Annotated in this window: 16 protein-coding genes; 10 read left to right on the top strand and 6 right to left on the bottom strand. The window is 71.1% G+C overall.

What is annotated here, in order from left to right; all coding sequences use genetic code 11:
• Positions 1-145: 145 nt before the first annotated feature.
• Positions 146-1,093, bottom strand: coding sequence for an NUDIX hydrolase (locus tag ACRQ4B_RS00825; RefSeq protein WP_439692836.1), 948 nt, complete (start codon positions 1,091-1,093; stop codon positions 146-148).
• Positions 1,090-3,255, bottom strand: a complete 2,166-nt coding sequence (locus ACRQ4B_RS00820; protein ID WP_439692835.1) for an RNA degradosome polyphosphate kinase — start codon at positions 3,253-3,255, stop codon at positions 1,090-1,092. Before ACRQ4B_RS00820 ends, ACRQ4B_RS00825 begins: the two co-directional genes overlap by 4 nt.
• 241 nt (positions 3,256-3,496) lie before the next feature.
• Between ACRQ4B_RS00820 and ACRQ4B_RS00815 the strand changes: the two genes are divergently transcribed.
• The 4 genes from ACRQ4B_RS00815 (at position 3,497) to ACRQ4B_RS00800 (ending at position 10,973) form a co-directional block, all read left to right on the top strand.
• Complete coding sequence (locus ACRQ4B_RS00815) at positions 3,497-3,778, top strand: pyrophosphorylase (RefSeq protein WP_079237263.1); 282 nt, start codon at positions 3,497-3,499, stop codon at positions 3,776-3,778.
• A gap of 145 nt (positions 3,779-3,923) precedes the next feature.
• Positions 3,924-9,404 carry a DUF6531 domain-containing protein gene (locus ACRQ4B_RS00810; RefSeq protein WP_439692834.1) on the top strand — a complete coding sequence of 1,827 codons (5,481 nt, stop codon included), beginning with the start codon at positions 3,924-3,926 and terminating at the stop codon, positions 9,402-9,404.
• 78 nt (positions 9,405-9,482) lie between these two features.
• Positions 9,483-10,232, top strand: a complete 750-nt coding sequence (locus ACRQ4B_RS00805; RefSeq protein WP_439692833.1) for a hypothetical protein — start codon at positions 9,483-9,485, stop codon at positions 10,230-10,232.
• Positions 10,233-10,577: 345 nt separating this feature from the next.
• Positions 10,578-10,973 carry a hypothetical protein gene (locus ACRQ4B_RS00800; RefSeq protein WP_439692832.1) on the top strand — a complete coding sequence of 132 codons (396 nt, stop codon included), beginning with the start codon at positions 10,578-10,580 and terminating at the stop codon, positions 10,971-10,973.
• On the opposite strand, the gene ACRQ4B_RS00795 is transcribed toward ACRQ4B_RS00800, so the two are convergent.
• Positions 10,958-11,629: a hypothetical protein gene (locus tag ACRQ4B_RS00795; protein WP_439692831.1), complete on the bottom strand. Its 672-nt coding sequence runs from the start codon at positions 11,627-11,629 to the stop codon at positions 10,958-10,960. The two genes, ACRQ4B_RS00800 and ACRQ4B_RS00795, sit on opposite strands and share 16 nt — an antisense overlap.
• A gap of 299 nt (positions 11,630-11,928) precedes the next feature.
• On the opposite strand from ACRQ4B_RS00795, the gene ACRQ4B_RS00790 reads away from it, so the two are divergent.
• From ACRQ4B_RS00790 to ACRQ4B_RS00780, 3 genes are read left to right on the top strand one after another with little or no spacing between them, the layout of a single operon-like run.
• Complete coding sequence (locus tag ACRQ4B_RS00790) at positions 11,929-14,670, top strand: hypothetical protein (RefSeq protein WP_439692830.1); 2,742 nt, start codon at positions 11,929-11,931, stop codon at positions 14,668-14,670.
• Positions 14,667-16,013, top strand: coding sequence for a hypothetical protein (locus ACRQ4B_RS00785; RefSeq protein ID WP_439692829.1), 1,347 nt, complete (start codon positions 14,667-14,669; stop codon positions 16,011-16,013). The genes ACRQ4B_RS00790 and ACRQ4B_RS00785 overlap by 4 nt, the downstream gene beginning before the upstream one ends.
• Before the next feature lie 21 nt (positions 16,014-16,034).
• Entirely contained in the window at positions 16,035-20,267 is a 4,233-nt protein-coding gene (locus tag ACRQ4B_RS00780; RefSeq protein WP_439692828.1) for an FtsK/SpoIIIE domain-containing protein, read from the top strand.
• Between the two features lie 60 nt (positions 20,268-20,327).
• Here ACRQ4B_RS00780 and ACRQ4B_RS00775 read toward each other — a convergent pair whose 3' ends face one another.
• Genes ACRQ4B_RS00775 through ACRQ4B_RS00765 form a run of 3 tightly spaced genes read right to left on the bottom strand, consistent with a single transcriptional unit; the run spans position 20,328 to position 23,889 of the window.
• Positions 20,328-22,322, bottom strand: a complete 1,995-nt coding sequence (locus tag ACRQ4B_RS00775; protein ID WP_439692827.1) for a protein kinase domain-containing protein — start codon at positions 22,320-22,322, stop codon at positions 20,328-20,330.
• A gap of 47 nt (positions 22,323-22,369) precedes the next feature.
• A complete protein-coding gene (gene mshD / locus ACRQ4B_RS00770) occupies positions 22,370-23,206 on the bottom strand; it encodes a mycothiol synthase (RefSeq protein WP_439692826.1) in 837 nt (278 codons plus the stop codon).
• The gene (locus tag ACRQ4B_RS00765) at positions 23,206-23,889 is read right to left on the bottom strand and encodes a winged helix-turn-helix domain-containing protein (protein ID WP_439692825.1); all 684 of its coding nucleotides are present in this window, start codon (positions 23,887-23,889) and stop codon (positions 23,206-23,208) included. The genes mshD and ACRQ4B_RS00765 overlap by 1 nt, the downstream gene beginning before the upstream one ends.
• Before the next feature lie 117 nt (positions 23,890-24,006).
• On the opposite strand from ACRQ4B_RS00765, the gene ACRQ4B_RS00760 reads away from it, so the two are divergent.
• The 3 genes from ACRQ4B_RS00760 (at position 24,007) to ygfZ (ending at position 26,108) form a co-directional block, all read left to right on the top strand.
• Positions 24,007-24,288, top strand: a complete 282-nt coding sequence (locus ACRQ4B_RS00760) for a hypothetical protein (RefSeq protein WP_439692824.1) — start codon at positions 24,007-24,009, stop codon at positions 24,286-24,288.
• Positions 24,289-24,438: 150 nt separating this feature from the next.
• A complete protein-coding gene (locus ACRQ4B_RS00755; RefSeq protein ID WP_439692823.1) occupies positions 24,439-25,041 on the top strand; it encodes an FABP family protein in 603 nt (200 codons plus the stop codon).
• A complete protein-coding gene (ygfZ, locus tag ACRQ4B_RS00750) occupies positions 25,041-26,108 on the top strand; it encodes a CAF17-like 4Fe-4S cluster assembly/insertion protein YgfZ (RefSeq protein WP_439692822.1) in 1,068 nt (355 codons plus the stop codon). The genes ACRQ4B_RS00755 and ygfZ overlap by 1 nt, the downstream gene beginning before the upstream one ends.
• Positions 26,109-26,126 lie beyond the last annotated feature (18 nt).

Genomic DNA, 26,126 nt, shown 5'->3' with positions numbered 1-26,126 from the left:
ACGGGGCGGCGTGCGCGGGCGCGCCGACGGGAGCATGATCGGGAACGTCGTGCGCTCCGCGGGAGCATGCATCCGCATGATCGTGCACGCTCGGTCCGGGCAGGCGTGCGCGGCCTGGAGGCGCGGCTCGCCCCCGGCGCTCGGCCTACGCCGAGACGGTGTTGCGGTGCGTCTCCACCGCGACGAGCTTGCCGTCGGCGATGTGCATCACGGCGAAGTCGCCGACGGAGAGCATCGCGGCACGGCGGAGGTCGAATCGACCGCGGTCGTCGGCCGTCGCGGTGGCGATCCGGGCGATGATGTCGGGCAGTACGGGGCCGTGCGAGCACAGGACCGTGGACTTCGCCTTCTCGAGGCGCTTCTGCACGACGCCCTTGACGTTGGCCGCGCCGCGGTCGTGGGCGTCCTGGCTGATGTCCGGCGTACTGGACACCCCGACGTGCGTGCGGTCGGACAGCGGCTCGACGGTCGCGAGGCACCGCGCCGCCGTGCTGCTGACGATCTTCTTCGGGCCGAACGCGGCGACGGGAGATGCGACGGCCTTGGCCTGGGTCCGACCGACCGGCAGCAGCGGACGGGTGGCGTCGGGGCCGTTCCAGTCCGAGCCGGGCACCGTCTTGGCGTGCCGGAGCGCGATCAGGGCGAAGGTACGGTGCTCCCCGGCGGCGACGCGCTCGGCGAAGCGGTCCAGGATCGCGACGTCACGGTCGTACGTCAGCCGGTGCCGGGCGGCGTCGAGCGTCACCCACTCGACCGAGGCGACCTCGTCGTTCGGCCGGAACTTCCCGGCGCGCTCGTACTCCTTCGAGGAGACGCGGGCGGACCAGTAGTGCACCACCTTGTCGCGGCCGCTCGGCAGCACGTACTCCGCGGTGCCCAGCGGGGCGCCGAGGTGCACGCGGAAGCCCGTCTCCTCGTGGATCTCGCGCACGGCGGCCGTCGGGACTCCCTCGCCCGGGTCGACCTTGCCCTTCGGGAACGAGACGTCCTTGTGGTGGTCGCGGTGGATGAGCAGCACCAGCGGGACGCCGTGTGCTTCCCGCCAGACGACGGCACCCGCCGCGAGGACCGGTCCTGAGGAACCGCCGCTCACCGAGTCGAGCGCTTCCGCGCCGAGATCTTCCGCATGAGGACATTCTGCACGTCGTCGAGGGGGCGTCCGTCCTCGTCGGTCGAACGGCGCGTCCACTCACCGTCCGACTCGAGGTGCCACGAGCTCGTCGTGTCCGCCATCGCGAGGTCGAACATGTCCTGGACCTCGTTCACGTGCGCCGGGTCGGACAGTCGCACGAGGGCTTCGACACGGCGGTCGAGGTTGCGGTGCATCATGTCCGCCGAACCGATGAACACGGCGGGGTCGCCGTCGTTGTGGAACGCGAAGGCACGGGAGTGCTCGAGGTACCGGCCGACGACGCTGCGTACCCGGATCGTGTCGCTGACGCCTTCCATGCCCGGCTTGAGCGAGCAGATGCCGCGCACCCACACGTCGATCGGCACGCCGGCCTGGCTCGCGAGGTAGAGCGCGTCGATGATCTGCTCGTCCACCATCGAGTTGACCTTGATGCGGATGCCCGAGGGCTTGCCGGCGCGGGCGTTGTCGGCCTCGGCCTGGATGCGCTTGAGCAGCCCCTTGCGGAGGTGCAGCGGTGCGACGAGCAGGCGCTTGAACTTCTTCTCGATCGCGTAGCCGGACAGCTCGTTGAACAGCCGCGTGAGGTCCTTGCCCACGGTGTCGTCCGAGGTGAACAGGCCCATGTCCTCGTAGATGCGCGAGGTCTTCGGGTTGTAGTTGCCCGTCCCGATGTGGCTGTAGTGCTTGAGGGTGCCGCCCTCCTGCCGGATGACGAGCACGAGCTTGGAGTGCGTCTTCAGGCCGACCAGGCCGTAGACCACGTGCACGCCGGCCTTCTCGAGCTTGCGGGCCCACGTGATGTTGTTCTGCTCGTCGAAGCGCGCCTTGATCTCCACGAGCGCCAGGACCTGCTTGCCCGCGGCGGCGGCGTCGATGAGCGCCTCGACGATGGGGCTGTCGCCCGACGTGCGGTACAGCGTCTGCTTGATCGCGAGGACGTTCGGGTCGGCGGCGGCCTGCTCGAGGAACGCCTGCACGCTCGTCGCGAAGGACTCGTACGGGTGGTGCACCAGGACGTCCCGCGAGGCGATCGCGCGGAACAGGTCGGGCTTCGTGTTCGGCTCGCCCGGCTGGAACTGCACCGGGGTCGTCGGCACGTGCTTCGGGTAGTGCAGGTCGGGACGGTTGATCTTGGCGATCTCGAACAGGCCGCCGAGGTCGAGCGGCGACGGCAGGCGGAAGACCTCCTGCTCGGTGATGTCGAGCTCGCGCACGAGCAGGTCGAGGGTCACCGGGTCCATGTCCTCGGTGATCTCGAGGCGGATCGGCGGACCGAAGCGACGACGGAGCAGTTCGCGCTCGAGGGCCTGGATGAGGTTCTCGGCCTCGTCCTCCTCGATCTCGACGTCCTCGTTGCGGGTGACCCGGAACACGTGGTGCTCGAGCACCTCCATCCCCGGGAACAGGTCGTCGAGGTGGTTCGCGATGAGGTCCTCGAGCGGGATGAACCGCAGACGCCCGGAGTTGTCGTCCGGCAGGGTGATGAAGCGGGAGAAGTTCTGCGGCACCTTGAGGCGCGCGAACTCCTGCCGCTGCGACTTCGGGTTGCGCACCCGCACCGCGAGGTTGAGCGACAGCCCCGAGATGTACGGGAACGGGTGCGCCGGGTCGACCGCCAACGGCATGAGCACCGGGAAGATCTGCTCGTTGAAGTACTCGCGCATCCTGAGCCGGTCGGCCTCGTCCAGGTCGGACCAGTGCTCGACGTGGATGCCGGCGGCGTCGAGGTCGGGCTTGAGCGACCCGATGAAGGCCTGCGCGTGGCGGTCCTGCAGCTCGTGCGCCTTCGCGGCGATGTCCCGCAGGACGTCGAGGGGTGCACGGCCGACGTTGGTCGGGACGGCGATCCCGGTGTCGATGCGGCGCTTCAGGCCGGCGACCCGGACCATGAAGAACTCGTCGAGGTTGGACGCGAAGATCGCCAGGAAGTTCGCGCGCTCGAGCAGTGGCTGCGTGCGGTCCTCGCCGAGTTCGAGCACGCGCTGGTTGAACCGGAGCCAGCTGAGCTCGCGGTCGAAGTAGCGGTCGGTGGGCAGCGACTCGTGCTCGATCTCGATGACCTCGTCGAAGTCGTCCAGGTCCGGTGCGACGGATTCGCCGTCGAGCTGCGGTTCGGTGTCCATGTCCACATCCTGCCACCCGGTCCCTGCAGCCGGAGGGCGTCAGGCAACCGCTGTGGAAACGCGTGGTGAACGACCTCCCTGTGGAGGAGCCAGCTCCGTGACCCCCGAACGAGGGGAGGAATCGTCACGATATAAGAACGGTGACATCTGCGCCGGAATCTGGGTATCGTGGGTCGCGTCAGAGCCTCCGGGGGGATTTCCACTGCGCGGGGGTGCAGCTACGAAACGAAAGAGGTTCACCATGTCGCGTGTGCTTTCCACTGAGCAGGCGAAGAGCGCCATCCGTCAGATCCAGTCGATCGTGAACGGCGGGTTCACCGACCAGATCTCGCAGCTCGACGCACAGGGGCGCATCCTGTCGGACTCGAACGTGTGGGACGGCCCGCTCGCCTCGACGTTCCGCGGTTCGACCTGGCCGGAGACGAAGGCTGCTCTGGACAAGGCGAAGTCGGAGCTCGAGCAGCTCCGCACGCAGCTCGACAAGATCTCGCAGGACATCTTCACCGCGGGTGGTGGCGCGTAGGCGTCACCCGAACTGCCCGGGTCGCCGCTCTCCGTGACGACCCGGGCTTTCGCGGTCCTGACGGATCGCACCGCTGCTTCGCGCTCCAGTGCGCGACGACCAGCAGGACGAGCACGACCAGCATCTATTCCGGGGGGAAGCAACCATGGCGAAGATCCACGCGAACACGGATCCGATCCAGTTCGACAACGGCACGGCAGACGCGCTGAAGAGCGCGCTGACGGGTGCCGCCGACGCGATCAGCGGGCAAGAGGCGTCGCGACAGGGGTTCGTCAGCATCGCGTCCCAGGAGTTCCGCGGCCACTTCTCCCAGCTCTTCACCGAGAACGCGAACACGGCGTCCGGTGACGCAGACAAGATCGTCAGTACCCTCCGCACCGTTGCCGGGTGGGTCGACCAGATGAAGGAAGCCGCGGCGACGGAACGCGCGAACCGCAAGAAGGCCCGCGAGTGGCAGGAGCGCGAGGACGAGCGGAACGGCTTCCAGGACTTCTGGAACGACACCTTCCACTACGACCCGATGCCGCAGGTCGAGAACACGAAGCCGCCGTCGTTCCCCGCACCGGACGTGAAGGCCCGACAGCGGCAGACACCGAACCCGGGCGCATCCGGCGGCGGGGGCGGTGGGACGTCGTCGGCGCGGCCCACCGACCTCCGGTCGTTCGCGAACGGGTCGGCATCACTCAACCAGGCGCTCGACGGCAAGCCGGGCGTCCTCAGCGGCAAGCTCGCCGACTTCAACACCGCGTGCTCCTGGGCACACATCGACGCCGGCACGGTGGTCACGGCGTTCCAACAGTGGCTCGACGCGAACGCCACGGACGTCGCGTGGGCGAACACGATCGCGGACGCCTTCGCCGCAGCTGGTGGGGACGGGAACGTCTCCACCGTGGCGGACTCGGCGCTCGCCGCGGCGCTGCAGGCTGCGGGTGTCGCAGCGACCCGGTCCGAGGTCCAGTTCGACCCGCCGACCGCCTACGGTGCGCAGCCGACCACGGGCTTCTCGATGGACCCGGTCAACACGACGACGGGCAACTTCCTCGAGCCAGAACTCGACCTCGGCTTCACGGGTGCGTCAGCGTCGCTGCAGGTCACCCGCATGTACAACTCCCTCGACGAGCGCGTCGGGCTGTTCGGCCCGGGCTGGGCGTCGGTGTTCGAGACCCGGCTCGAACTCGACGACGAGGGCGCCTCGTTCGTCGGCGCCGACGGCCGGCAGATCCGGTTCCCGCGCGACGGCGAGGGATGGGCGCGCGGGGTCGGCGAGAACCGGTGGCTCGCGGCAGAGTGCGACGCACTGGTCGTCAGCGACAACGCCGGCGGCCGGATCGTCTTCACGCGGTCGGGCAGCTGGGCCCGGACCACCGGCGGCCCGGGCACGACGGTCGACGTCGTGCGGGACGACCACGGTCGGATCACGCGACTGGTGCACGAGCACGGTCGATCGGTCGACGTCGAGTACGTGGGCGAGCGCATCGCGGTCGTCCGGGGTTCCGACGGCCGCCGGGTCGAGTACGGCTACGACGACCGCGGTCGTCTGGTCAGCGTCACCGACGACGGTGGGACCCGGCGGTACGGCTGGAACGACGACGACCTCGTCGTGACCGTCACGAGTGCGGCGGGTGTCGTCGAGGTCGACAACACCTACGACGACGTCCGTCGGGTGACCGAACAGGTCAGCCCGCACGGCCGGACCGTGCGGTTCGCCTACCTGCCCGGCCGGGTGACGGTCGTGTCCGACCCGGACGGCTCCCGGTCGGACACCTATATCGCCGATGCGAAGGGTCGGCTCGTCGGCGTCGTCGACTCCGACGACCAGCGGCAGTCGATGAGCTACGACGCCCACGGCAACCTGGTGTCCGCGACGGAGCGCGACCGCTCCGTGACGGTCCACGCGTACGACGAGCGCGGCCGCAGGACCCGCACGGTGACGCCGTCGGGCGGGGACTTCACCTACGGCCACGACGAGCAGGACCGCGTCACGACCGTCGTCACCGACGCGGGTGCCGTGGTCACGTACGAGTACGTCGGCGACGATCGTGACCCATCGGTCGTGATCGACCCGGTCGGCGGCCGGACGGAGATGACGTGGGACGCCGGTCTGGTGCAGCGCGTGGTCGACCCCACCGGGGTCCGCGTCGAACTGGCGTACGACGCGTTCGGTGAGCTGGTCGCGACGACGAACGCCCTCGGTGACACCGCACGGATCGAGCGGGACGCCGCCGGCCGCCCGACCGCGGCGATCAGCCCCAGCGGTGCCCGGACCGAGTACCGCTACGACGGTGCCGGTCTGCTGGTGTCCCGGCAGGACGCCGACGGCGCGGTGTGGCGCTTCGAGCACACCGCCGGCGGCCGGATCAGCGCCGTCATCGACCCGCTCGGTGCCCGCACCGAGTACGCCTCCGCGCCGAACGGCGAGCTGCGCACCATCACCGACCCGCTTGGTCGGACCACGACGCAGACGTACGACGACCAGGCCAACCTGGCGCGGCTCGAGATGCCGGGCGGCGGCGACTGGACGTTCGCGCACGACGCGTTGTCGCGCCTCCAGGCCGTCACCGACCCCACCGGCGCGACGTGGCGACGCGAGTACGACGTGAACGGTCGTCTGTCGGCCGTCGTCGACCCGACCGGTGTCCGACAGGACTTCGCGGAGGACGCCCAGACCGGGATCGTGTCGCTGCGCGACGCCTTCGACGCCGTCACCGTGCGGTTCGACGCCTACGGGCGGCCGGTCGAGAGCGCCAGCGACGACACCGGCTCTGAGCTGATCACCTACGACGCTGCGGGCCGACCCGTGGAACTCGTCGACGGCGAAGGCGGCCTGACGCGGATCGAGCGCGACCTCGCTGGCCGCGTCGTGACGCTCGTCACGCCCTCCGGGGCGCGCACGACCTACGAGTACGACGTCTGTGGCCGTCCGTCGGCGGCGACCGACCCCTCCGGCGCGCGCACCACACTCGAGTACGACGCGGATTCGCGCGTCGTGACGCGGACGCTGCCCACCGGTGAGACCGAACAGCTCGAGTACGACGCGGTCGGGCGCGTGGTCACGCAGACGACGTCGGCTTCCGGCACCAGCCGGTTCCGCTACGACGCTGCCGGGAGGCTCGTCTCGGCTCACGACGCACGGTACGGCCGTCGTCGGTTCCGCTACGACCCCGCGGGGCAGCTCATCGAGACCGTCAACGGTCTCGGTGGGGTCACCACCTTCCGCCACGACGAACGCGGTCGGCTGACCGCCGTCACCGACCCGGCCGGTGGCGTCACCGTCCGGACGTACGACGACGCCGACCGGGTCACCAGCGTGACCGACCCGCTCGGCCGGACCACCACCGCCACCTACGACGCAGCCGGCCGCCAGACGGGACAGACCGATCCGGACGGTCGGACCACCTCGTGGACGTACGACGCGGCTGGCCGCGAGCAGGAGATCGCCGTCGACGGCGCTGTCCAGTTCGAGCTGCGACGAGACGCATTCGGAAGGAACCTGGTCGTCACCGACCACACCCGCGGAGCCGGGCGCAGCGTCGAGCACGAACTCCACCACGACCGCCGGGGGCTCCTGGTCCGCCGCAGCCGCGGGCAGGCCTCGATCGGGTGGGAGTACGACGCCGACGGGAACCGCACGGCCCGCATCGACCCGGACGGCACCCGCACCGAGTTCCGACGTGACGCCGCCGGACGCGTGATCGCGGTCGAGCGCGACGGGCTCGGGGCCGGCACCTTCGCGTACGACGCCGCCGGGCGCATCGTGCAGTCGGCGACCGGGGACCTCGTCCAGGCGTGGTCCTACGAGGGCGGCGTCCTCGTGGCACACACCACGACGACCGTCGAGGGCGCTTCCGCGACCCGGATCGAGCACGACGGCAGCGGCCGGATCGTCGCGATCACCGGCGCCGACGGCCGGGCCGAGTACGACCACGACGACGCCGGGCAGCTCGTCCGCGCCGGCGAGTCCACCTGGGTGTACGACGCTGCCGGACGACTGGTCTCCGAGACCATCGGAGGGGTGACGACCACGTACGAGCACGACGTCGCCGGGCAGCTCGTCGCGTCGGAGCGGGACGGTCAGCGGACGGAGTACGTGCACGACGGCCTCGGTCGCCGTGTCCGTCGCACCGAACCCGACGGCTCCACGACCGAGTACGCGTGGTCGGCGCTCGGGTACCTGGCGGGTGTCGTCACCCGTGATGCCGCCTACGCCGAGACCGGCCGGATCGACGTCTGGGCGGATGCGCTCGGCGAGCTCGCGGCCGTCGACGACGTGGATGCGTGGTGGGACACCGCCGCAGCCGTCCCCTCGCTCGTGTCGATCGGCGGGACGAGTGTCCTCGACCTGCCCGGGGGCGTCACCGCCGTCGGGTCGGAGTGGGCGACGCAGGGCTGGCGGGACGCGCGGGCGACCGATGCGTCGGACCCGTGGGCGGTGCTCGCCGGGGTGACCGGTGCGGGCCTGCCGGCTGGCGTGGGACTCACCGCGACCGGTGGTGTCAGCATCGGCGGGCTCGAGTGGCTCGGTGCTCGCGTCTACGACCCGGCCGCCCGGGGGTTCCTGTCCGTCGATCCGCTCGCACCCGTACTCGGTTCGGGGTGGTCGGGGAACCCGTACTCGTACGCGGGGAACGATCCGCTGCACGCGGTGGACCCGTTGGGGCTCAAGCCGGCGACCGATGCTGATCTGAAGGCGTACCGGGATGCGCATCAGGGGGTGTTCGGTGCGGTCGGGAGTTGGTGGAACGACAACTGGGAGTACGTGGCGGCGGGTGCCGCAATCGTCGGTGGAATCGCTCTCATGGCGACTGGCGTGGGAGGGCCAGCGGGAATCGCCCTCATGGCAGCGTCAGGGGCGCTCCTGAGCGGGGGTATCTCCGTCGCTTCGCAAAAGGCAATGACCGGCGACGTCGATTGGAAGAAGGCTGGCGTCGACGCGCTCATCGGAGGGGCGATGGGTGGGCTCGGTGGAGCCGGTAGCCTTCTGACGAACAGTCTCGGTGCGGCTGGCCGGGTTGCTGCGGGCGCTGCCCGTTCGACTGTGAGCACCGTCACATCGCAGACGGCGAAGGCGATCGCCGTCAACGCCTCCGTGAACGGTACGTTCGGCGCGGGGGGCAGCGCGGTCTCCTACCTCTTTGCGCACGGAGGGCGTATCGAGGACGGGAGGGAGTTCGTTTCCACGATGGCGGGAGGGACTGTCGCTGGCGTGATCGGCGGACTTGCTGGACCCGCAGGCGGAACGATCGGTCAAAAGCTTGCGCCGATGACGAATGGTCTGCTGAGCAGCGGTGTGATTGCCCGTGGAAGCTCGCTGCTCCTGTCAGGCGGAGGATCCGCGGCAGGATCCATCACACAGGACCTCGTCGGAGGGCACGACGTCGACGGACAGAAGGCACTGGTCTCGGGAGGGATTGGCTCACTTGCCAGCGCGGCGACCGACGCGCTGCCCTTCAACAACATGCAGGGAGTGAACACTCTTGCACAGATGAAGGTGGCTCATCCGCGTAGCCTGAGTGGGGCTTTCGACTTGTCGCTCGACAACACAGCTGCACTGTGGCGCTCGGCCGGCTCGGGCGCGGCGATCGGAGAAACCGCGAGCTGGCTCGGAAGCCAGCTCGGACTCGGCTGACGTCGGGGGCTGGATAACCTTGGAATGGATAAGCGTATGGCTTCAGCAGGTCGGTGGGACCGTCAATTCAGTATCGGGATGTATTCGGTAGTCGCGATCGCTGGTCTGATCCTTGGAGCTTGGGCCACTCTGGGACGATTCAATCAGCCGATCAGTGCGTGGACCATCGTTACCCTGATCGGACTCGCTTACGGATTCTCCGTTGCTTGGTTCGGAGGGAGTCGACGAGGGGTAGCCATCGGCGGTTTCGTCGGCATCTTCGTGATCTTCTGGTTACTGTCGGCGTCTCAACGTGATCTTGGGATTTTGCAATACGCCTGGATCCTAGCCGCGCTCGCCGGCAGTGTCTTTGCGCGCAAAGAGTTTCCGTGGACCGCGCGTCGCAATGCGCGCCGTGAGAGCAAGCGGCCAGACGGACTGTACCGCCTGTTCGGCGGCTCCAATGGAAGGCCAAGGGTCATTGAAGAAGATGCAGCTGTCGCTTTGATCCGTGAGCTCGACGGCAACGCCCGAACCGTCGTGAGCCTCGAGCGTTTCGGAGCTCGTCTTGATGTGTGTGGCTCTGCCAAGACCGGACTCATCGTCTTCTTTAATAGTCAACCCGGAGACCTCAATTCTTGGAGTCAGGTCGCGTCGACTGGACAGGAGGGGCGGAACGTGGAGGTGCGGATTGGCAAGGTCGCCGTCGAATTTGAGCCCGGGGAACTTGTCGACTTGGGTTCGGCATCGGCAATCTTGAGGAATTTTGCTCAGACGGGCGAGGCGGACTCGCGCTTTGAATGGGTGACTTCGCCGTCAGTGAACGATCGTCGCGTGCTGTCGAATTGACGCAAGGTGACCGTCATCTCCGAGGGCGACAACAGATCAACCGCCGAGGCGTTGGCGGCGACGCCGATGTTCATGCTCAGGCGGCGGGCTGGCGCTGTTGGGGCATGCGGCTGGTGTCCCTTCGATGTGGGAAGAAGACCACCCTCCGCATCATGGTCACGATCGTCCCGATCGTCCCGATCCTCGCCGCGATGAGCACTTTCGAGGGCGTCCGGGCGTCGACGGCTTTTTGACTGGCGCTGGAGGGCCTCGCGTGCCCGTGCATGGCGCGCCGCAACAGTAGGGGGATATGTGTCACACAGCACAACCGTGCCCTGCACGGGGAAGACCTCACGGATATCTCCGGTGGCCGGTTGGTCGATATTCGTCGGCGTGATGCTTGTACTGATCTTCATTGTCGCATTTTTCTCGTTCGGCCGAGGATGGATCGCGTCGTACGACGAAGCGCACCCTGTCTGGCTCACATGCACAATCGAGAGCTCCAAAGCCTCAGCAGCATCCACTCATGCGGGTCGAGGAATCGGCTCCTACGTCGACCAGGTAGATCTCCAGACCGAGAATTGCGGACACCTTGTGCTTCGCGACGGGGTCAGCTCGCAGAACAGTGAGAATATTGCCGCACGGTTCAAGAAAGATGAAAAGTACCGCATCCAGCTCGGAGAAGCCTCAATCCGACTTCGTGGCTTGCTCTCGGCGCTCGGAACGGTTCCAGAAGTTCGCGGATATCACCTTGCTCGATGACGACGTCGATTAATTGCCCCGCCGCTCGTGACAGCGCGCAGTTCGTCGAGGTGCAGTGCCGCCATGCCAACGGCGGACCTGATGCGAACGACGGGCTGCGGCCCACGCCGTGATCCCGACGGGAGCATCGTCCAGTCCGCGGACAGGTCAGATTCTTGCCAGGCAGGAGCAGCGGAGCCGCCCGGTGCTGCCGTCGCAGACGCTTCTCGGAATGGTTTGACCGCCCGCTCCTCGAGGAACTCGCGGAACTCGGCGTACCCGTGCGAGAGTCCCATCGCACTGAACAATCGCCGCCCGTCGGCGTCACGCGCATCGACGCCGCCGTAGGCGTTCGCCAGTGGACTGACCACTGCGATCGCCGTGAGCGGGATGGTGCGTTCCTCGCGGAATCCCTGGCGGACGACGAGTCCGTCGGGTGATGCAACGATCCGGAACCGTCGGAGTGAGCTCGCCAGGATGAGCGCGCCGCACCCGGCGATGAAGATCGCGATGGCCGTGATCGCTGGGCCTGGCCCGGCCATGGTGTCGGCGCTGACGAAGGAGGCCAGGGTCAAGAAGCCTCCGACCACGATGAACACCACGCCGAGGACGCGCCAGATGACCCACTGCCACGTTCGGGAGCGGACGACGACCCGAGCGAACCCCTGAACGCTCAACGGGTCACGTGCCGCTGTGCGGCAGTCGTTCCTCCGAACAGCGGCGCTCACGGACAGCGGGATGAGGAACGACGCGAGGCCGGCGATGGTGACCGATACGACCGTGATCCACATGATGTGTTCCCCCTGGAGTGCGTGCGCCCCGAACTGTGCACATGTTGCGTGCAACGTATCAGAGTGCGGTAGCGTCTGCTGTGGCCCGAACGGGGGCGGCCAGACCAGCCGTTCCGGGCGGACCCACCGCCGTCGGGCAACTAGCATCGATGTGTTCGTCGATTCTCTTGGGGGGAAAGAACGTGATGACCAAGCGCGCCGGGAACACCGGAGCACTCCTGGGGGCCGTCGCCGTCACGGGGACGCTCGTCCTCGTCCTGGCAGGCTGCACCGGGCAGGACAAGCCGGTCGCCGACCCGTCGCGCATCCTGCAGACCGTCGACACCCGCCTCGCCGCCGACGGCTCGGTCCGGTCGATCCAGGACACCGCGATCTCCGTCTCCGGCAAGGACTCCTCGTCGGCGACGACGGACCACGACCCGTCGAAGGCGGCTGGTGACCTGCCGCTCCGTGTGACGACGCAGTACACGACGGGCAAGGGGACGGGCAGTGACCTGGCCGACCTCGACGGCTACTCGGGCCGGGTCGAGATCGACCTGACTATCGAGAACCTGACCGTGCGGTCGCAGAACCTCACGTACGACGTGGCGGGGTCGTCACGGACCACCCCGGCCCTGGTCGGCGCACCGTTCAGCGTCGCTGCCTCGACGGTGCTGTCGGGGACGAAGGCCGACGCGATCGTGACGGACAGCGCGGACGCCGACGGCACCGCGACGGACGGCGTCGTGAGCACGAACGCGGACGGCGACGCGGTCGTGCAGTGGGGCCGACTGCTCGCGCCGCCGACGTCGGGGGCGAGCAGCACGCTGCATCTCGTGGCAGACGTCAAGAGGTTCTCCGCGCCGTCGATCGACATCGCGGCGCAGCCCGGCATCACCACCGACCTGACGACGAGCGGTGTGCTCGGCGGGGCGTTCGGTTCGGCCGACGACTCGGAGCTGGCGCTGCAGCGACGCACGATCGACCTCATCGCACAGGTCAACGAGGTCCTGGCACGCGCCGGCGGGACCATCACCGAGGTGCGCACGAACCTGGAGTCGACGTCGCAGACACTCGGCGTCCGGACGGCCGAGCGGCTGCAGGAGAGCAGTGCGGCGCTGTCGAGCACGATGCAGTCGCTCGCCGGTGAGCTCGGCTCGCTCCGGTCCGACCTGGGCGCGACGGCGAAGGCAACGCAGTCCACGGTCCTCCAGCAGCTCCAGCAGACCACGTCGAGCCTCGACTCGCTGCTCGGCGACACCACGGCGACAGCACCGACCGTGACGCTCGACGGGGCCGGGTGCGCTGCCGCGCCGGAGCCCGCGGGCAAGAGCTCGAGCGTGTACGGCAACCTGCTCCGGGTGTCCGCGCAGCTCGACGGCTACGCGGACGCCAGCGAGGCGTGCAAGCAGCAGGTCAGTGCGCAACTGGCGTCGGCGGTCGGTCCGGCCGACCCGGACGCGACGACGTGCGCGGTACCGGGGAACCGCGACTCGCTGACGTGCGCACTCTTCGCGTCGTCGTCGGCCGTGTCCGCGTCGCTCGTCGGGCTCGTCGCGAAGGGCCAGGCGCTCGCCGACCAGCTGGACCCGAAGCTCGCCGACAAGGCCATCGAGCAGTCGGACGCGTTGAACGGCACCCTGGGCGAGCTCACGACGGCGCTCGACGACCTCGGCAGGGACGACGACGGTGAGGTCGCGCGGACGCTCGGCGTGCTCGACGCCGCGGTGACGCAGGCGAGGAACGACGTGTCGCCGCTGCGTGAGTCACTGCGCACGGTCAACCGTCAGGCCTCGGCGGCGAAGCAGCAGGTCGGCACCGCCGGCGACGGCTTCCTGAGCACGTCGATGCAGGCGCAGAACAGCGCCGTGGCGGACCAGCTCTGCACGCTCGCCGCTGCGGGTGAACTCGATCCGGACGACGCCGCAGCGCTGCGCGGCTACCTCACTGCCACGCCGTGCGCCGGCGCTCCGGACGGCACGACGCTCCGCCCCGGCGGGTTGTTCACGACGCCGATGGACGAACGGCTGACCGACCAGGCGCAGCAGTGGCAGGACGTCGTCGACGACACCGACCCCGCGAGCTCCACCGGCATCGGTGGCGCTGTGACGACGCTCGACGGGCACGTCGATGCAGTCTCGACGGCCGTCTCGGACGTGCGGAACGCCGTCCGCGCCGACGACGGCTCGGTGGACGGCGCCGTCGCAGCGCTCAAGAAGCGCGTCGCCGACGCGACCGGCTCCGCCGGCACGGTCCACACCCAGCTCGTCGCCGTGAGCGACCAGCAGGAGCAGCTGCAGGACGCTGTCAAGCAGGCGTTCGCGCAGGCGAGCGACGACTCTGCGAAGGAGGTCACCGCACTCATCGACCAGCAGGTCCGTCAGGTCAGCGACACGGCCGCCGGCAGCCGCGATGCCGTGGTCAAGGCCTTCGACACGTCGATCAGCGGGCTCCGCTCCACCTCGACCGAGGTGACGAAGGACTCGAAGGACACCATCGACGGGCAGAAGGGTTCGCTGCAGCAGGAGAGCGGCGAACTCGCCGGTGCGGTGGATCAGCAGACGGCGTCGAGCCTGCAGCGGATCGACGCGTCGACGAGCGCGTCGACGCGCGACGTCGAGGGTGCACGCACCCTGCTGACGGGCGACCTCAACCGGGTGATGCTCGACCTGGGCGACCGCACGGTGAACGGTTCCGGCATCCTCGGTGCGATGGCGACGAGCGCCGCGAAGTCCGATTCCGCCGACTACCAGCTCGCCCTCGCGTCGCAGAACGCTGCCGGGTACGCCAACGTCCGTGCCGAGGACGTCGCCGGCATCCTGCTCCAGCAGCAGCAGCTGCGGGCCTCGCTGGAGGCGGCCACGAAGCTGCCGGCGTTCGCGCTCGACGTGCCGTCGAGCGCGACGTCGACGACGCTGTACACCTTCCACATCGGAGACGCGCGATGACCGACGACGCACAGGTGGCCGGTGACGGCCTGGAGGCACGGCACGGCGGCCGACGTCGGCTCCTGATCGCGGGCATCGCGGTCGTCGTCGTGGCCGCCGTGGTCGCCGCCGTCCTGCTGGTCCGGACGCTCGGTGCGGCACCGGCCGAGGCCGTGCCGGCCACGGTCCCCGTCCCGATCACCGTGGCGCACGTGCCGGACCGCACGAAGATCGGCGTCGTCGTGACCCTGGGCGACGGCGAGGGATCGGAGTGGAACCAGGCTGCGCAGGGCGCCGTGGTCGCGCAGCGGCGACTGGCGCTGGGCGGCACGGACGTCGAGCTCGTGACCCGGAACGACGGCGGTTCGACGGCCGGCGCGCAGCGGGCGGTCGCGGACCTCGTGAAGGACGGCGTCGCGGGCATCGTCGTCGCGTCGTCCGGTCGGCACGTCACGGCCGCTGCGACCGCCGCGGCCGACGCCGGCGTGCCCGTCGTGCTGCCGTACGCGGAGCACACCGAGGACTCCTGGTCGACCGCCCCCGCCGCGACGTCGGTCACCGCGGCGATGCAGCGTGCGCTCGGGAACGCCGACTCCCCGCTGCTCGTCGACCTCGGCGGCGGGGCCCCGGCCGGACTCCGGGTCGCGCACGTGCTCACCGCGGGTTCGACGGAGGTCACGGACCTGGCCCGGACCGTCGCGCAACGCACGGGTGCCGTGCAGCCGGACGCCGACGACGCCGGCGCCCAGGACACCCCGGCGGTCGACTCCGACGCGGTGGTCGTGAGCGGCAGTGCCGCGCGGCAGGGGGCCTTCGTCGCCGCCCTGCAGGCAGCCGACGTCACCGTGCCGGTCGTGCTCACGCCGGACGCCACGAGCCCGGCGTTCGGGGCGGCGCTCAGCACGGCGGGCGGCAGCCTCTCGGGGACGTTCCGCACGGCAGGCGTCACGACCGACGACGCGACCGCACTGCAGTCGGACGCCGCCGGACGTGCGATGTCCGCGTTCCTCGGGGCCGTCCGGATCGTGGCGAAGGACCCCGACGCGAAGAACCTCACCGGGGACCAGGCCTTCTCGGCCGTCGCGTCGGGTGCGGACTCGCGGAGCCACGACGCGGTGGTGGCCCTCGTGCACGCCGTCGGGACCGCCCGGAGCGCATCGCCGTCCGCCGTGACCGATGCGCTCGCGAAGACCTCGATCGGCGCGGACGACGGCGTCGCGGGACCCTCGCTCGACTTCGGCGACCAGCAGGCGCTCGGGTCCGACGCCACCGTGCTGGCGGCGTCCGCGCAGGCGCTCGGGCTCCGGCCAGCCGGGTCGTCGACGGCATCGCTCGTCTGGTTCGCGGACACGACGGAGCACTAGGCACCACGGGAGGGACCGCACATGCGGATCGTCATCGAGCTCGACGAACGGGTCGAAGCGGTCGAGGTCGACGGGTGGGCGGAGACGTCGACCCTCGGGCAGCTCGTCGAGTCCGCTGTGGGACCGGTCCTCGAGCCCGGGGCGATCCTCGCGGTCGACGCGCACACCACCAGTGCCGACACCCCGCTGCGTGACCTCGTGCTGCTCGAGGGGTCGCGGATCGCGCGGACCCCGGACGACCGTCCGCGCACGGTCGACGGCTGGACGGTCACGCTCGCGGGCGGCCTCGACGTCGGCCGTGTGCTCCCGCTGCCCCGGTCCCGCCGACTCGTCGTGGGCCGTGCACCGCAGGCGGACCTCGTCCTGCCGACCGAGAGCGCGTCGTGGGAGCACTGCACGCTCGAGATCGAGGAGGACGGCGTCCGGATCCGCGATGCCGGGTCGACGAACGGCACCATCGTCGCGGGCACCCGCCTCGACGACCAGGGCGTCCTGGTGACCGGGACGACGAGCGTGATCGTCGGCGGCGCCGTGCTGCTCGTGCGGGCCGACCTGCAGGAGACGACGGTGCCGGCGGCCGGTGCGCTGCCCAACCTCACCCCGGCCGCCACCGCACCGTTCAACCGTCCGCCGCGTCCCGGTCGGAACACCGAGCAGGAGACCGTCGTCCCGCCGTCGAGGAAGGACGTGGCTCCGGCGTCGAAGTTCAGCTGGATCACCGTCGCCGCGCCGCTCGTGCTGGCGGGAGCGATGGTGCTGCTGCTCGGCGACGCCCGGTTCGCCCTGTTCGCGCTCCTCAGCCCCGTGACGGCCATCGGCATGTGGTTCGAGCAGAAGCACCGCCGTGCCCGGAACCTCAAGGAGGAGGACGAGCGCTTCGCCGGTGCCGTGGACGCCTTCCGTGACGAGATCGCGGCGGCAGCCGCCGTCGAGGCCGGTCGCCGTCAGGAACTCGTCCCGGACCCGGCCACCGTGGTGCGCCGTGCCGCCCTGCCGACCACGACGCTCTGGCAGCGCCGCTCCGACGACGATGACTTCCTGAGCCTGCACGCCGGCACCGGCGACGCACCCTGGCGTCCCGAGGTCGACCGGCGCAGCAGCCAGACGAAGCTCGAGGACGAGGCGAAGGCCGCGATCGAGGACAGCCGGCTGACCGCGGCGCCGGTCGTGGCCGACCTCTCCGACGCCGGCGTCGTCGGCATCGTCGGCGACCGGGACGGCGCGCTCGCCCTCGCCCGGGGTCTCCTCGCGCAGGCGGCGGTGCACTGCGGCCCGGCCGACCTCACCGTCGGTGTGTTCTGTGACCGCGGGCGCGAGGGCGACTGGGCGTGGGCGTCCTGGCTGCCGCACACCCGTGTCGCCGGCAGCAGCACGGGCGAGCGGTGGATGTCGGCGCAGCGGGACCAGAGCGCCGCGGTGCTCCGTGGCCTCCGGGACACCGTCGACGACCTGCCGACGCCGAACCTGCTCGTGGTCGTCGACTCCGAGGTCCTCACCGAGGGGCGGGACGCGCCGGCACGTGCACTGCTCGGGCAGGGCCGCTCCGTGCCCGGACGGTCGCTGCGTCCGGGGGAGCGGCCGCGGCGGGTGAGCGGGATCGTGATCGCGTCGAGCGAGCAGCAGCTCCCCGCAACGTGCACCACGATCATCACCGTCGGCCCCGATGCTGCTGCCACGGTGTACCGCCCGGAGGACCGCACCCGCGTCGAGGACGTCGTGCTGGCCGGCCTCTCCGTCGCGACGGCGGAACGGTGCGCGCGGGACGTCGCGCACTTCGACGATCCGGAGCTGACGGTGCCCGGAGCGTCGCTGCCGTCGCTCGTCCGGTTCCCGGACCTCGTGCGCATCGACGGCCCCGCTGCGGTGCGGGCCGCGTGGGACGCCCGGACCGGCGTCTCCACACCGGTCGGCTCGTCGGAGTCCGGTCCGCTCGAGATCGACCTCGTGCGCGACGGGCCGCACGGCCTCGTCGGCGGGACGACCGGGTCCGGCAAGAGCGAGTTCCTGCGGTCGCTCGTCGCCGGTCTCGCTGCCCGCAACGCCCCGACCGAGCTGAACTTCCTGCTCGTCGACTTCAAGGGCGGCGCCGCCTTCGCCGCGTGCGAGCGACTGCCCCACACGATCGGGACGATCAGCAACCTGGACGAGCAGCTCGCGGACCGTGCGCTGCGCGCGCTCGAGGCCGAACTGGAGCGCCGGCAGCGCGTCTTCGCCCAGGCCGGAGCGGACATCGACAACCTCGACGCCTACCTCGCGACCCGGCCCGCGGAACCGATGCCCAGGCTGCTGCTCGTCGTGGACGAGTTCGCCATGCTCGCCAAGGACTTCCCGGACGTCCTGACCTCGCTCGTGAGCATCGCCGCGGTCGGCCGCACGCTGGGCGTGCACATGATCCTCGCCACCCAGCGGCCGGCCGGCGTCGTCAGCGAGGACATCCTCGCGAACACCAACATGCGCGTCGCCCTCCGGGTCCAGAGCCGCGAGGACTCCGTCAACGTGATCGGTGTCCCCTCCGCCTCGGCGATCAGTCGGCAGCAGACCGGCCGCGCCTACGTGAAGCTCGGGCAGGACGACATCACCCCCGTGCAGACCGCGCTGGTGACCGGGCTCGCGCGGCAGGCCGGAGCACAGGAGGCGGTGGCCGTCCGCCCGACGGACGTGTTCGGCGTCCCGGCGCCCGCGTCGGCGCCTGCTCCGTCCGCCTCCGACGAGACGGACCTCGACCGCCTGATCGACGCGATCCGCCAGGCGAACGCCGACGCCGGCCACGCGACACCGCGACCGATCTGGCCGGAGGCCCTCGGCGACCGCGTCGACCGGACCGCGCTCGATCCCGCCTCGGTCCGGTCCGGCGTCGTGCCCGTCGCGCTCGCCGACGACCCGGACCACCAGCGTCAGGTCACGACCGGTTGGGACACCGAGCAGGGGAACCTCATGCTCATGGGCATCCCGGGCAGCGGGACGAGCACCGCACTCGCTGCGATCGCCCTCCAGCTCGCCGAGTCGACGGACCCCGCTGACCTCGACCTCCTCGTCCTGGACCTGGGCGCAGGCGACCTCGCGCCGTTGCAGCACCTGCCGCACACCACGGCGTACGTCGGGTCCGGCCCGGGTGCGGGAGAGCTGCAGGCGCGGTTCCTCCGGCACCTGCGTGTCGACCTGGATCGCCGACGGGCATCGCCGGGCGGCCGGCGCGCGGTCGTGCTGCTCGACGGGCTGGCGGCACTGCGCGACGAGTACCAGGACTTCGAGGGGCAGCAGCTGCTCGACGCCCTGTACCGCGTGTACGCCGAGGGCCCCGCGCTCGGCATCTCGTTCGCGGTGTCGACGACGCGCGCCAAGGCGGTCCCGAGCGCGATGGACGAGGTCACCACCCAGAAGTGGCTCTTCCGGCTCGCCGACCCGTACGACTACTCGTCGATCGGCGTCCGCCCGAAGGACGCCCCGCCCGCGGTGCCGGGCCGGTTCGTCGACTCGACCGCCCGGCTGCAGTCGCACGTCGCGACACCGGACCTGCCGCTCGAGGCCGCCGTGGCCGGGATCGCCGAACGCTGGTCGGACGCGCCGCGGAAGGCGAGCGCCGTCGGGAGGCTCCCGGACGCCGTGTCGGTGGCGGACCTGTCCGGCACCGCGAGCTTCGACACGGACCCCTGGCGCATCCCGGTCGGCGTCGCCGAGGACGACCTCGGCACCGCGGCGCTCGAGGTCTACGACGGCGAGCACGTCCTGGTGGCGGGCCCGGCCCGTTCGGGCAAGTCGTCGGTCCTGCTCGCGATCGCCGCGACCGCACGGTCCACCGAGGGGACGCGCCCCGCGGTGTGGGGTGTCTGCGACCGACGGTCGCCGCTGGCGTCGGCGGACCTGGACCGGGTCGCCGTCGGCGCGGACGAGGTCCCGACGCTGATCGCCGCGCTCCGGCTGGAACGTGGCCCCGTGCTGTTGCTCGTCGACGACGCGGAACGGTTCGACGACGCCGACCAGGCCCTGGCCGGGCTCGTCGCGTCCGAGCGTCCGGGGCTGTGCGTCGTGGCGGCCGGACGCTCGGTGGACCTCCGTGGGCTCTACAGCCACTGGACGAAGGCGCTGCGGAAGTCGCGGTGCGGCATCCTGCTCCAGCCGGACGTCGACTACGACGGTGAGCTGCTCGGCGTGCAGGTGCCGCGCCGCTCGCCGGTCGCGATGACGGTCGGGCGCGGCTACGCCGCTTCCGGCGGACGTGTCCGACTCGTGCAGACCGCCACCGCCGGCTCCTGACCGACTCCGCCGTGCGGGCCTGGAGGCACGTGGCGGCCCCGCCTGGTGCCGCCCGGCCCGTCAGTCCCGCGTCGTGATGCTGAAGGGTGTGCTCTCGAGGTCGGTGAAGGCGCCGACGGTGGCTCGGACCGTGCAGGACGGTGCCACGGACAGTGCGGTGACGACGAGACCGTCCGACGACACCGCCAGCGCCCCGGAACAGCCGTCCGAGAACCGCACCCCGGACTCGCCGCCGGCGACGTCCTGGAGCATCTGCGACGGCGACCCGGACGCCGGGCTGCGGTAGAGCGGGTTCAGCTCGTCCGCACCGCTCGGCCACACCGGGATCACGGTGACCGGCAGCGTCGTCTGGCTGACGGTGCGGTCCGGCGTCCGGACCTCGACGCCCTGCAGGCGCTGCACCGGGAACGCGGTGCCGGTGACGGACTGGTCGGTCACGGCGGCGGTCGTCGCGGCGCCGGCGGCGTCCAACCACTGCTGGAGCGCGGCGCTGTCGGTCACGGAGGCGACCCGGACACGGGCCTCGACGGTGACGTCCGCGCCGGCGTCGATCCGCGCGCCGGTCAACGTCCACGAGCACGCGGTGTCGACGCCGGTCAGCGACGGCTGGTTCCGCGCTGCCGTCACGGTGCCGTCCTGCCACCGGACGGTCGGGCACGCCGCGCCCGTGCCCGCGCCCGGCAGCACCTCGAGCAGGGGGCCGGACAGCGTGGCCCCCTGGGCGGCGTAGGTGATCGTGAGGTCGACCGCGCCCGACTCCGGGTCGATCGTGGCCTTGCGCGTCGTCGTGAGGCCGGTCGGCAGCGGCCGGTCCTGCTGGTAGGCGCTCGCTGCCTGCGCGGTCGCCTGCTGCCCGGGTGACTTCCGGAGGGCGCCGGGCAGCCACACGACGCCGCCGACGACGAGTGCGGCGACCAGGACGACCCCGAGGGCCCCGAACGCCAGCGCCCGGTTGGTCAGCCACTCCGGTCGGCGCAGCCGGCCGGACGGCGGTGTCTCGGGTGCTGCCTGGGGGAGTGCTGCGGGCCGTGCCATCGGACGGATGACCGTGCTCGAGGACGCGGCGCCGAGCTCCGGTGCCGGCCCGGCGGTGTCCTCCGCTGGTCCGGGGGTCACGGGGGACGCGGTGTCGGCGGCGAGGGACCCGCGCACGACCGTCGCGGGGCGGGCGACCTCGTCGAAGGCGTCCGGATCGGCGACCGGGGCGAGGGCGGGCGCGTCCGCGAGCGAGCGCACCAGGCGACGGAGCGCCACGGATCCCTCGGCCGCCGTCGGGCGTGCGGCAGGGTCCTTCGCGAGGAACCGTTCGAGCTGCGACCAGAGGGCATCGGGGACGTCGATGCGCGGCGGTGTGGAGGTCACGTGCCGGTAGGCGACCGCGAAGTCCGTGCCGGTACCCGCGAACGGGGTGCGCCCGGCGAGGAGCTCGTACAGCATGACGCCGGCGCCGTAGACGTCGGCGGCCGGACCGGAGCGCCCGTGGCTGATCGACTCCGGGGCCATGTACTGCGGCGTCCCGAGCAGACCCGTGGTCTTCCGCTCCCGCTCGGCGACGACGCTCGCGATGCCGAAGTCCGTGACCCGGACGACGCCGGTCGTGCCGGACACGAAGGGCTCGGCGAGCAGGACGTTGTCGGGCTTCACGTCCCGGTGGGTGACGTCCCGTCCGTGCGCCGCGGCGAGGGCGTCGAGCGTCTCGGCGGTGAGGGCCACCGCGTCGCGCGGGGCCAGCGTGCCCGAAGCCTCGAGCAGGTCGCGGACCGAGCCGCCACCGACCAGGTCCATGACGATGGCCAGCCGGTCGCCCTCGACGACCAGGTCGCGTACGCGCACGATCGACGGGTGCTGCAGTGCGAGGAGCACCGAGCGTTCCCGGACGAACCGTTCGACGATCTCCGGGTCGGCGGCGAGTTCCGCGCGGAGGAGCTTCGCTGCGAACCGCTCGCCCGTGGCGGTGTGGTCGACGCGCCAGACCTCACCCGTCGCGCCGCTGCCGAGGAGCTCGACGAGGCGGTAGGACGCACCGAGCGGCTCCCCTTGACCGTACTGCGCCACAGCTCCCCCGACTCCGATGTGGTCGGCCCCTCGCCGACCGCACCATGTTACCGGCCGGACTCCGGCGCGGCGTACTGCACGTCGATCGCGTCCTGCTCGAACCCGGACCGCCGGTAGAGCGCCAGCGCCGGCTCGTTGTCGCCCTCGACGTAGAGCGCCGCGGCCTCGAGCCCGCGCCCGGTCAGCCGTGCCGTCCCCGCGCGCATCAGCACCCCGCCGAGGCGCTGTCCCTGCAGGTCCGGGCGCACGGCGACGGCGTAGAACTCCCCGATGCCGCCCTCGACCTTGAGCCAGCACGACCCGGCCAGGGCACCGGACGCGTCACGGAGCAGGAGCAGGTCGTCGCCGGAGAACCAGTCGTCGGCCTCGCGGGCACGGAGGTCGTCGAGCGTCATCCGGCCCTGCTCCGGGTGGTGGGCGAACGCTGCGGCGTTGAGGGCCAGCCAGGCGGCCTCGTCGTCGGGGTTCCCGGTGCGGAACGCCGACAGGGTGTACCCGTCCGGCACGGCGGGGTCCGGCGCGACGGCGGCGATCGGGGCGCGGAGCTGCAACAGGGTTCGCACGGCGGTCCAGCCGAACCGCGCCGCGAGCGCCCGCGCAGCGGGGTGGTCCCCGTGCGCCCACGCGAGCCGGGGCGACGCGGCGGACGTGCCTGCGGGGGCGCCCCCGGCGTCCGGGTCGAGCACCTGCGTGACGAGGGCCGTCCCGAGCCCGCGGCCCCGTTCCTCCAGGCCGACCGCGACTTCGAGCTCACCGTCGCGGACCACGGCGACCCCGCGCTCGTCGCCGACGACGGTCGCGCGACCGGCGCGCACGTCGACGAGCGTCTGGTCCGAGAACGGCGGGGCTTCGCCCGGGACGACGAAGCGGGCGAGGTCGACCACTACTGCGCCGAGAGCCGTTCGGCCTCGTCGTCGTAGACGTTGAAGCGGTAGCCGACGTTGCGGACGGTGCCGATGAGGGACTCGAGGTCGCCGAGCTTGGCGCGCAGGCGTCGGACGTGCACGTCGACGGTCCGGGTGCCGCCGAAGTAGTCGTAGCCCCAGACCTCGCTGAGGAGCTGCTCGCGGGTGAACACCCGCGACGGGTGCGTGGCGAAGAAGCGGAGCAGCTCGAACTCCTTGAAGGTGAGATCGAGCGGCCGGCCGCGGACCTTCGCCGAGTAGCTGGCCTCGTCGATGACGACACCGGACGCCTGGATCTTCGACCCGGTCTGGTTCTTCGACGCGCGGCCCGCGGTGAGACGGATGCGGGCGTCGACCTCGGCGGGACCGGCGGTCTCGAGCACGACGTCGTCGACGTTCCACTCGCTGTTCACCGCGGTCAGTCCGCCCTCGGTGACCACGAGGATGATCGGCGTCGTCGAGCCGCTGGTCGCGAGGATCTTGCACAGGGCCTTCGCGCTCGCGAGGTCGGTGCGGGCGTCCACGAACATCAGGTCGCTCTGCGGTGCGTTGACCAGCTGCGCGGCCTCGGCCGGGACGTGGCGGATCCGGTGGCTCAGCAGCCCGAGGCTCGGCAGGACGTCGCCGGGCGCGGCTGAGGTGAGTACCAGGAGCTGGGCCACAGGACCTCCAGGGCGTGGGGGAGTCGTGCACACATCCTAGTGATGCTCGGGAAGCGTCCCTCCCGACCGGACGGTCGGGACAGGCGTTCCGGTGGCCGTGCTGTCATGATGGAGCGCGTGACCGAGCCCGTGCCGCCCACCGACCAGCGTCGCCTCCGGCTGACGTCCGTGCTGCCGGTCTGGCTGCTCGCGATCGTCGGCGCCGTGCTCGTCCTCGCCCTGACGCAGAAGGACTCCTTCGCCTGGCTGCTGCTCGTCTTCGTGCTCTGCGTGCTCGTCAGCTTCGTGCTGCAGCTCATCACGGCGACGAAGGACGGCCTCGTCGAACGGATCAGCATCGCGTCGTCCGGGGCGTTCGTGGTGGTGCTCGTCACCGCGGTGGTGCTCCTGGCGCGGTGACGCTGGCGCCGTCAGGCGTGCCGCGTAGACTCGCACCATGGATTCGCTGCTTGCGCTCGAGCTCTTCTACGTGGGCCTCCTCGGTCTGGCGTCGCTCGCGATCGCGTTCGTCTCGGTGACCGTCGTCGTGAAGCTGTTCAAGGGTCAGCGTTGATCGAACTGCCCGAGGGTCTCGCGCCCGAACTCGTCCCGCTGTCGTGGCTGGTCGGCGTCTGGGAGGGCACCGGCGTGGTCGAGTACCCCGTCGGCGACGAAGCGGAGCCCCGGAAGTACGAGTTCGGCCAGCGGGTGAGCTTCAGCCACGACGGCCTGCCCTACCTCAACTACTCGTCCTCGACGTGGCTGCTCGACGACGAGCACACCCCGCTCGCGGCCGAGATGGGGTACTGGCGGATCGACCGTCCGTCCGAGCCCGGTGACCGCGGCCCGGCGATGCTCCTCGGCGAGGGGCCGACGCCCTTCACCACGGTGGAGAGCGTCGAGGCGCTGCGCAACACCACGGACGGCTTCGACGTCGAGGCGGCGATCATCCACCCGACGGGCGTCAACGAGCTCTACGTCGGGCGGGTCCGCAAGGGCCGCATCGACCTCGCGACCGACGCCGTGATGCGCTCGCCGAACGCGAAGGACTACTCCGCCGCGACCCGGCTGTACGGCCTGGTCGAGGGCAAGCTCTTCTGGGCGTGGGACATCGCCGCGCTCGGCAAGGAGCTCACCTCGCACGCCTCGGGGCAGCTCGCGAAGGTCGACTGATGTCGGTGTTCGCCGGCCGCGCCGGGTTCGTCGCCTCCGGGTCGGGTCCCGCGGCGCACTTCGGCAACCCCCTCGGGGAGCAGCGCCGGTTGGCGGACGGTCGCGCGGTCGTCGAGCTCGGCCTCGGCGTCGTGACGGTCTCCGGCCCGGACCGCCTGTCGTGGCTCAACTCGATCACGTCGCAGCTGCTGCTCGGGCTCGAGCCCGGCGTCGGCACCGAGACGCTCGTGCTCGACCAGTCCGGCCGCGTCGAGCACGCCGCCCGCGTGGTCGACGACGGCACGACCACGTGGCTGCTCACCGAACCGGACGACGCTGCATCGCTGGCCGCGTGGCTGACGTCGATGCGGTTCATGCTGCGGGTCGAGGCGTCAGACCGTTCCGCGGACTTCGTCACGCTCGGTCGGTTCGGCGCGGCGGTGCCCGCCGACGACGTGGTCGCCGAGTGGGTTGACCCGTGGTCGTCCGTCACGCCCGGCGGGTGGGGCTACGCCGACCTGGAGGCCCACCCCGGCTCCGACTGGACCCTCCGCATCGCCGTGGTCACGCCCGGCACCGCGGCAGCGATCGCCGCGTCGGACGAACCCGCCGCGGGACTCCTCGCGTACGAGGCACTGCGGATCGCCGCCTGGCGTCCCTCGCTCGCCGACGTCGACGAGCGGACGATCCCGCACGAACTCGACTGGCTCCGCTCCGCCGTGCACCTTTCGAAGGGCTGCTACCGCGGGCAGGAGACGGTCGCAAAGGTCCACAACCTCGGGCACCCGCCGCGCCGGGTCGTGCTGCTGCACCTCGACGGGTCGGACGCCGTGCTCCCCGCCCCCGGGACCCCGGTCGCGCTCGACGACAAGGAGGTCGGCCGCCTCACCGCCTCCGCCGTCCACCACGAGCTCGGCCCGATCGGTCTCGCGATCGTGAAGCGTTCCCTCGACCCGGGTGCGACGCTGACGGTGGTCGCCGACGACGTGGTCGTGACCGCGGCGCAGGAGACCATCGTGCCGCCCGGCGCCGGTGCGACCGCGAACGTCCCGCGCCTGCCGCGGCTCGGCGCCGTCAAGCGCTCCTAGCCGTCCGCCCGACCGCCG

This window comes from Curtobacterium sp. SP.BCo (genome assembly GCF_051903265.1).
In the GTDB taxonomy this organism is placed as follows: Bacteria; Actinomycetota; Actinomycetes; order Actinomycetales; family Microbacteriaceae; genus Curtobacterium.
Note: the sequence above shows the minus strand (reverse complement) of the source record. Positions and strands in the feature narration are given on the sequence as shown.

Bases quoted from the DNA above. Each gene is read 5' to 3' on its own strand.
- ACRQ4B_RS00815 (WP_079237263.1), top strand. From the start codon at position 3,497: ATGTCGCGTGTGCTTTCCACTGAGCAGGCGAAGAGCGCCATCCGTCAG.
- ACRQ4B_RS00790 (WP_439692830.1), top strand. From the start codon at position 11,929: ATGACCAAGCGCGCCGGGAACACCGGAGCACTCCTGGGGGCCGTCGCC.
- ACRQ4B_RS00805 (WP_439692833.1), top strand. From the start codon at position 9,483: ATGTATTCGGTAGTCGCGATCGCTGGTCTGATCCTTGGAGCTTGGGCC.
- ACRQ4B_RS00810 (WP_439692834.1), top strand. From the start codon at position 3,924: ATGGCGAAGATCCACGCGAACACGGATCCGATCCAGTTCGACAACGGC.
- ygfZ (WP_439692822.1), top strand. From the start codon at position 25,041: ATGTCGGTGTTCGCCGGCCGCGCCGGGTTCGTCGCCTCCGGGTCGGGT.
- ACRQ4B_RS00820 (WP_439692835.1), bottom strand. From the start codon at position 3,255: ATGGACACCGAACCGCAGCTCGACGGCGAATCCGTCGCACCGGACCTG.
- ACRQ4B_RS00780 (WP_439692828.1), top strand. From the start codon at position 16,035: ATGCGGATCGTCATCGAGCTCGACGAACGGGTCGAAGCGGTCGAGGTC.
- ACRQ4B_RS00785 (WP_439692829.1), top strand. From the start codon at position 14,667: ATGACCGACGACGCACAGGTGGCCGGTGACGGCCTGGAGGCACGGCAC.